This is a genomic window from Arsukibacterium ikkense (assembly GCF_000987775.1).
Lineage (GTDB): Bacteria > Pseudomonadota > Gammaproteobacteria > Enterobacterales > Alteromonadaceae > Alishewanella > Alishewanella ikkense.
Genome location: NZ_LAHO01000012.1, coordinates 166,609 through 172,889, shown reverse-complemented (window position 1 = coordinate 172,889; position 6,281 = coordinate 166,609). Strand labels below are relative to the sequence as shown.

The 6,281-nt window shown below is 50.5% G+C and carries 7 protein-coding genes; 6 read left to right on the top strand and 1 reads right to left on the bottom strand.

The genetic code is table 11. The features are described 5' to 3' along the window. Positions 1–49 precede the first annotated feature (49 nt). Entirely contained in the window at positions 50–181 is a 132-nt protein-coding gene (locus tag WG68_RS19935; RefSeq protein WP_268753171.1) for a hypothetical protein, read from the bottom strand. 183 nt (positions 182–364) lie between these two features. Here WG68_RS19935 and pilB point away from each other — a divergent pair, with 183 nt between their 5' ends. The 6 genes from pilB (at position 365) to yacG (ending at position 6,216) form a co-directional block, all read left to right on the top strand. After that, complete coding sequence (gene pilB, locus WG68_RS13095) at positions 365–2,056, top strand: type IV-A pilus assembly ATPase PilB (protein WP_046558146.1); 1,692 nt, start codon at positions 365–367, stop codon at positions 2,054–2,056. 100 nt (positions 2,057–2,156) lie between these two features. Beyond that, positions 2,157–3,386 carry a type II secretion system F family protein gene (locus WG68_RS13090; protein ID WP_046558145.1) on the top strand — a complete coding sequence of 410 codons (1,230 nt, stop codon included), beginning with the start codon at positions 2,157–2,159 and terminating at the stop codon, positions 3,384–3,386. Continuing rightward, entirely contained in the window at positions 3,386–4,285 is a 900-nt protein-coding gene (locus WG68_RS13085) for a prepilin peptidase (RefSeq protein WP_046558144.1), read from the top strand. Before WG68_RS13090 ends, WG68_RS13085 begins: the two co-directional genes overlap by 1 nt. After that, a complete protein-coding gene (gene coaE, locus WG68_RS13080) occupies positions 4,257–4,919 on the top strand; it encodes a dephospho-CoA kinase (protein ID WP_046558143.1) in 663 nt (220 codons plus the stop codon). Before WG68_RS13085 ends, coaE begins: the two co-directional genes overlap by 29 nt. Before the next feature lie 74 nt (positions 4,920–4,993). Next, positions 4,994–5,749, top strand: a complete 756-nt coding sequence (gene zapD, locus WG68_RS13075) for a cell division protein ZapD (protein WP_046558142.1) — start codon at positions 4,994–4,996, stop codon at positions 5,747–5,749. Positions 5,750–5,982: 233 nt separating this feature from the next. Continuing rightward, the gene (gene yacG, locus WG68_RS13070; RefSeq protein WP_046558141.1) at positions 5,983–6,216 is read left to right on the top strand and encodes a DNA gyrase inhibitor YacG; all 234 of its coding nucleotides are present in this window, start codon (positions 5,983–5,985) and stop codon (positions 6,214–6,216) included. Positions 6,217–6,281: the final 65 nt, after the last annotated feature.

Below are 6,281 nucleotides of genomic sequence, written 5' to 3'. Positions count from 1 at the left end.
ATAGCTATTAACTCGGAGGCCGTCTAAGGGCCACTTAGGCTAATGATTATCAGAACAAAATTAACTGCGGCTTACTGCTCTTGGCCTGCCCCGCAGTGTTATCAGCTAACGGTTTGTTATTACCACGCTGAATAACGTGCTCTGGCACACCAGCCAGATGAACCCGGGGAAGCCTTGCCATAGCGCTTATTTTCCATTAAAACGAGTAAACACAGATAAAGCGTAGCCGATAATTTAATTTTGTTCTGACCCTAATTTAGACCCTAATTTAAAGCAAGGCACTATAAACTTGAATAAGTGCTAAATGCTGGCATAATCAAGGCATTCACACAAAATTCATAGCATATTGGGATAATCAGGCTGTATGGCGGTTAATGCAAACTCTACTCTGTTAAAGCGCTTGCTGCAGCAAGGCATTATTGATAACGATAAGGCCGCCAAAGCCATTAGCGAAAAAAGCAGCCAGTACCGCACCCTGCCCGAGCTGTTAATTAATGAAAAACTGATTGGCCCGGCCCGGCTGGCTGAAATGGCCACCCAGGTTAGCTCGGCGCTGAGTATTGACCTTGACTACTACGAACTGGAGTATGTGCCGGAAGATTTACGTAACGAAAAGCTAATTCGCAAAAACGATATGCTGCCGCTGTCTAAACGTGGCCGTACTATGTATTTAGCGGTAATAGACCCCACCAATATTGCCGCCATTGAAGATTTTGAATTTAACACCGGCCTTAATGCCGAAGTGGTGGTGGTAGAATTTGATAAGCTGCAAAAGCTGATAGAAAAGCTGTTCGACAGCAGCTTTAATCTGGCTGGCGACGCCGCCGACTGGGATTTAGGCTCGTTAGGTATTATTGAAGAAGCCGAAGATGAAGGCATGCAGGCTGATAAAGAAGACCAGCCAATTATTGCCTTTATTAATAAAATGCTGCTGGATGCCATTCGCAAAGGCGCCTCTGACTTACACTTTGAACCTTATGAAAAAATGTACCGCATTCGCTTTCGCATCGACGGCATTTTAAACGAAGTAGCCAACCCGCCGGTGGCACTGGCCAGCCGGCTGTCGGCGCGGTTAAAGGTAATGTCGCGGCTCGATATTGCTGAAAAGCGCGTACCGCAGGATGGCCGCATTAAACTAAAGCTGTCGGCTAAAAAATCGATAGATTTCCGGGTTAGCAGCCTGCCCACCTTGTGGGGCGAAAAAATTGTAATGCGGATACTCGATTCCGACAGCGCCATGCTGGGTATCGATGTTTTAGGCTATGAAGATGTGCAAAAACAGCGCTATTTAGCGGCGCTGGCCCAGCCCCAGGGTATGATACTGGTTACCGGCCCTACCGGTAGCGGTAAAACGGTATCGTTGTATACCGGCCTGGCCATTTTAAATACCAGCGAAACCAATATTTCCACCGCGGAAGATCCGGTAGAAATTAACTTAACCGGTATTAACCAGGTGCAGGTAAACCCGCGCGCCGGCTTAACCTTTGCTACTGCGCTGAAATCATTTTTACGGCAAGACCCTGACGTAGTAATGGTGGGCGAAATACGCGATTTAGAAACCGCCGAAATAGCCATTAAGGCCGCCCAAACCGGCCACCTGGTATTATCTACCCTGCACACCAACTCGGCACCCGAAACGCTAACCCGTTTACTGAATATGGGCGTACCGGCCTATAATGTCGCCAGCTCGGTTAGCTTAATTATTGCCCAGCGCCTGGCGCGGCGCTTATGCCCGCACTGCAAGGCGCCCGAACACCTGCCCGAGGCCGAGTTACTGCGCCAGGGCTTTACTGCCGGGCAGCTGGGCAGTATCACTATTTTTAAACCGGTGGGCTGCGACCACTGCACCAATGGCTATAAAGGCCGGGTGGGCATTTACGAGGTTATGCCCATTAGCGGTAAAATGGCCGATATTATTATGGCCGACGGTAACTCGTTAGATATTGCCACCCAGGCCGCAAAAGAAGGCATTAACAGCTTACGCCAGTCGGGGCTGATAAAAGCCGCTGCCGGCGTAACCAGCCTGGCAGAAGTAAACCGGGTAACCAAGGGCTAAGGCGCTGTTAGCGCCAGCAGGCTGTTCGGCCGCGGCTAAAGATTACGTAACAAGCGTGTAATTACCAAAAGGCGCCCAGCGCCACAACAGGACACATAACATGGCTCAGGCACAAAAATTTAAAATTAAAGAGCTGGAAATTTACCAATATAAAGGGGTAAACCGCCGCGGTAAAAAAACCGATGGCGAGCAAAAAGGCAGCAGCATTGCCGAGGTAAAGGCGCTGCTACGCCAGCAGGGTATTACGCCATCGCGGGTAAAACGTAAACCAAAATCGCTGTTTAGCGGCGAGCGCAAAATTACCCCGGCCGATATCGCCGTGGTTACCCGGCAAATTGCTACCATGTTAGGCGCCGGCGTGCCGCTGGTGCAAAGTGTCGACTTAATCGCCAACGGCTCTGACAATAAAAGCCTGCGGGTGTTAATGCAGAAAATATCGGCCAAAATTCAATCGGGCTTGCCATTATCGGAAGTGCTGCGCGAGCACCCGAAGTACTTTGATGAGCTGTACTGCGATTTAGTGAAATCGGGCGAGCAATCGGGCGCGCTCGACCGCATTTTCGACCGCATCGCCATTTATAAAGAAAAGGCCGAAGCGCTTAAATCAAAAATTAAAAAAGCCATGTTCTACCCCGCGGCAGTGCTAGTGGTAGCCGGTATTGTTACCTCTATTTTATTAATTTTTGTGGTGCCGCAATTTGCCGAAATTTTTGCCGGCTTTGGTGCCGAGCTACCGGCCTTTACCCAATTTGTATTGGGCATTTCTGAGACGATGCAACAGTACTGGTGGGTAGTGCTATTTGGCCTGATCGCCTTTGGCTGGGCCGTTAAAAAAGCCTATGGTAACAGTTTAAAATTCCGCACCCGGGCCGATGCGTTAATTTTAAAGGCACCGGTTATTGGTAATATTTTAAATAAAGCGGCGGTAGCGCGCTTTGCCCGCACGTTATCTACCACCTTTGCCGCCGGTGTGCCATTAATAGAAGCGCTGGAATCGGCCGCCGGTGCCTCGGGTAACGAGATATACCGCAACGCCATTATGTATATTCGCGAAGAGGTATCATCCGGTACCCAGATGTATTTAGCCATGAAGCAAACCGACCAGTTTCCGGAGATGGTAGTGCAAATGGTGTCGATTGGCGAAGAGTCGGGCGCACTGGATGGCATGCTGGAAAAAGTGGCCAATATTTATGAGCAGGAAGTAGACGATGCGGTAGATGGCTTAACCGCGCTGCTGGAGCCAATGATCATGGCGGTGTTAGGCGTGGTAATAGGCGGCTTAATTATTGCCATGTACCTGCCAATTTTCGGCATGGGTGCGATTGTATAATGCACGATTTAACGCATTACCTAAGCCAGCATAGCTGGCTTTTTATTAGCCTGGTAGCGTTTGTTAGTTTACTGATTGGCAGCTTTTTAAATGTGCTGGTATACCGCCTGCCAAAAATGATGGAGCGCGAGTGGCAGCAGGAATACCAGGCCTATTTTCAGGCAGACGCCGCAGCCACTGGCAGCAGCGCCGGCAACAGCACGCCGGGGCGCTATAACCTGGCCGTGCCACGCTCGGCCTGCCCCAGCTGCGATACGCCGATAGCCGCGCGCGATAATATACCCGTGCTTAGCTGGTTGCTGTTAAAAGGCCGCTGCCGCCATTGCAACGCGGCTATCAGCAGCCGCTACCCGGCGGTAGAGGCGTTAACCGCGCTGCTGTCGGGCTTAGTCGCCTGGCAATATGGGGTTGGCATGCTGGCGCTGGTACTTATTTTTATTACCTGGGGCTTAATAGCGCTGAGCTTTATTGATATTGATACCATGCTGTTACCCGACAGCCTTACCCTGCCGTTGTTATGGCTGGCTCTGCTATTTAGCTTAACTGATTCAGCACTGGTTAACCCGGCCGGGGCCATTATGGGCGCCGCTGCCGGTTACCTCAGCTTATGGCTGGTGTACTGGGGCTTTAAGCTGCTTACCGGTAAAGAAGGTATGGGCTATGGCGATTTTAAATTGCTGGCGGTTTTTGGCGCCTTATTAGGCTGGCAACAACTGCCGTTGATTATTTTATTGTCGTCGTTAGTGGGCGCGGTAATAGGTGCCAGTATGCTGGCCATACAGGGCCGCGACAAAGCCACCCCTATTCCGTTTGGGCCTTATATTGCCGCAGCCGGTTTTATTGCGCTATTGTGGGGCGAGCAGTTAACCAATGCCTACCTGGGTTACCTTGCCAACTAAGGCCGCCGCTACACCGCCGCCGCGATTTATAGTTGGCTTAACCGGTGGCATTGGCTCGGGTAAATCGACAGTGGCGAATTTATTCAGCCAGCTGGGCGTACCGGCAGTAGATGCCGACATTGTGGCGCGTGAAGTGGTTGCTAAAGGCAGCCCCTTGCTGGCGCAAATTGCCGGCCATTTTGGGCCGCAGGTATTAACAGCAGAGCAAAGTTTAAACCGGGCCGCACTGCGCCGCATTATTTTTAGTGATAGCAGCGCTAAGCAATGGCTGGATAACCTGCTGCACCCGGCCATTCGCAGTGCCATGCTGGCCCAGCTTAACAGCTTGCCAGCAGCACCTTATGTGCTGTTAATTGCCCCTTTGCTGCTGGAAAATAAGCTAAACAAGCTGGTTAACCGGGTACTGGTAGTAGATATAACGGAACAAAACCAGCTGGCGCGCACGCTAAGCCGCGATGCTGCCAATGCCGGTGCCACCGCAGCACAGGTGCAGGCGATTATAGCCAGCCAGATCAGCCGGCCAGCGCGCTTAGCCTTAGCTGATGATATTATTGATAACAATGGCGCAGCTAACTTGCTACTGCCGCAGGTGCAACAGTTGCACCAGCACTATTTAACCCTTGCAGCAACTTAATGCCACGGGCAGCAGGTTGCAGCGGGAAAACCTGCCTGACAGGGTAGGTTTCGTTTAACACAGGCCAACACCCGATGACGGACACCAGCGATATTATCTACGAACACCCGCTAAACGAGAAAATCCGCACCTATTTGCGCCTGGAGTTTTTATTCCAGCAGGTTCACGCCCAGTTGGCACTGGCCGATGAAAACCAGCAGCAAAGTTTTTTCAGCAGCCTGTTTGCGTTAATTGAGGTAATGGACCGCAATGACGTAAGGCCCGATTTAATTAAAGATATTGAACGCTGCGAAAGCCAGCTGGTGGTGTGGTCGCAGCACCCTTCGGTATCAGACAGCAAGTTACAAACCATGTTGCAGGCAGCCGTGCGCATGCAGTCGGAGCTATTACGCAGTGGTAAGCTTTTGGGCGGCTTAAAAGATGATAATTTTTTAGCGCCTATTCGCCAGCGCTTTAGCATTCCGGGTGGTTGTTGTTATTTTGACCTGCCGCAGTTGCAATACTGGTTCAGCCTGCCACTGGCCGAACGCCAGGCCCAGGCCGAAGACTGGCTGAACCAGGTAGCGCTGGCCGATCAGGCGATACGCTATGTATTAACCTTTATTCGCGAACGCAGCCATTATCAGAATGTGGTAGCCGAAAACGGCTTTTATCAGCAAAATGCCGAGCAATACGAATTACTGCGGGTTAAATACCCGGCCGGCCAGGGCATTTACCCCACAGTAAGTGGTAATAAATACCGCTACGCTATTCGCTTTATGCAATTAGACGCCGACAGCGCCCGCAGCGCCGCGGCAAAATCGCAGCAATTTCAGCTGGCTTGTTGCTGAGCGTATTGGATAAAGCTGAAACAAGCACAGGTTAAACGGGTCGAGCCTGCTTACCCACACAAACACGCCGTAAATACATCCCTGTAGGCTCGTTTCCGCCCGTCCAGGGCTTCAACGGTTTGTTTAGGGTAAGCAGACTCTCGCTCGTGGAATTCGAGATGCTCATCCTGTTCGTATTTAGCGGATCTGTTATACTTAGCGCCGTTTTTAGAGTTTCAAACAGAGTTTTTACTATGCCAACCACTGTTAAATGTCCTACTTGTGACACCGCTGTAGTGTGGGATGCCAGTTCCGCTTACCGGCCCTTTTGCTCAGAGCGCTGCAAACTTATCGACTTAGGTGACTGGGCCGCCGAAAACCATCGCATTCCTGATAAAGCCCCAATAGATGCCGATTTATCCGAGCAATACCTGGCAGAGCTAGAGCAAGAATTTATTGCCCAGGATAATCAGTTTTTTAAGAATTAAACAATAAAACCCAATAATTAAATAATTTATTTACATTAACTATCCGGAAAGTTATGCTTTTGAGA

Coding starts and splice junctions, on each gene's coding strand:
- WG68_RS13090 (WP_046558145.1), top strand. CDS start 2,157: ATGGCTCAGGCACAAAAATTTAAAATTAAAGAGCTGGAAATTTACCAA.
- yacG (WP_046558141.1), top strand. CDS start 5,983: ATGCCAACCACTGTTAAATGTCCTACTTGTGACACCGCTGTAGTGTGG.
- zapD (WP_046558142.1), top strand. CDS start 4,994: ATGACGGACACCAGCGATATTATCTACGAACACCCGCTAAACGAGAAA.
- coaE (WP_046558143.1), top strand. CDS start 4,257: ATGCCTACCTGGGTTACCTTGCCAACTAAGGCCGCCGCTACACCGCCG.
- WG68_RS13085 (WP_046558144.1), top strand. CDS start 3,386: ATGCACGATTTAACGCATTACCTAAGCCAGCATAGCTGGCTTTTTATT.
- pilB (WP_046558146.1), top strand. CDS start 365: ATGGCGGTTAATGCAAACTCTACTCTGTTAAAGCGCTTGCTGCAGCAA.
- WG68_RS19935 (WP_268753171.1), bottom strand. CDS start 181: ATGGCAAGGCTTCCCCGGGTTCATCTGGCTGGTGTGCCAGAGCACGTT.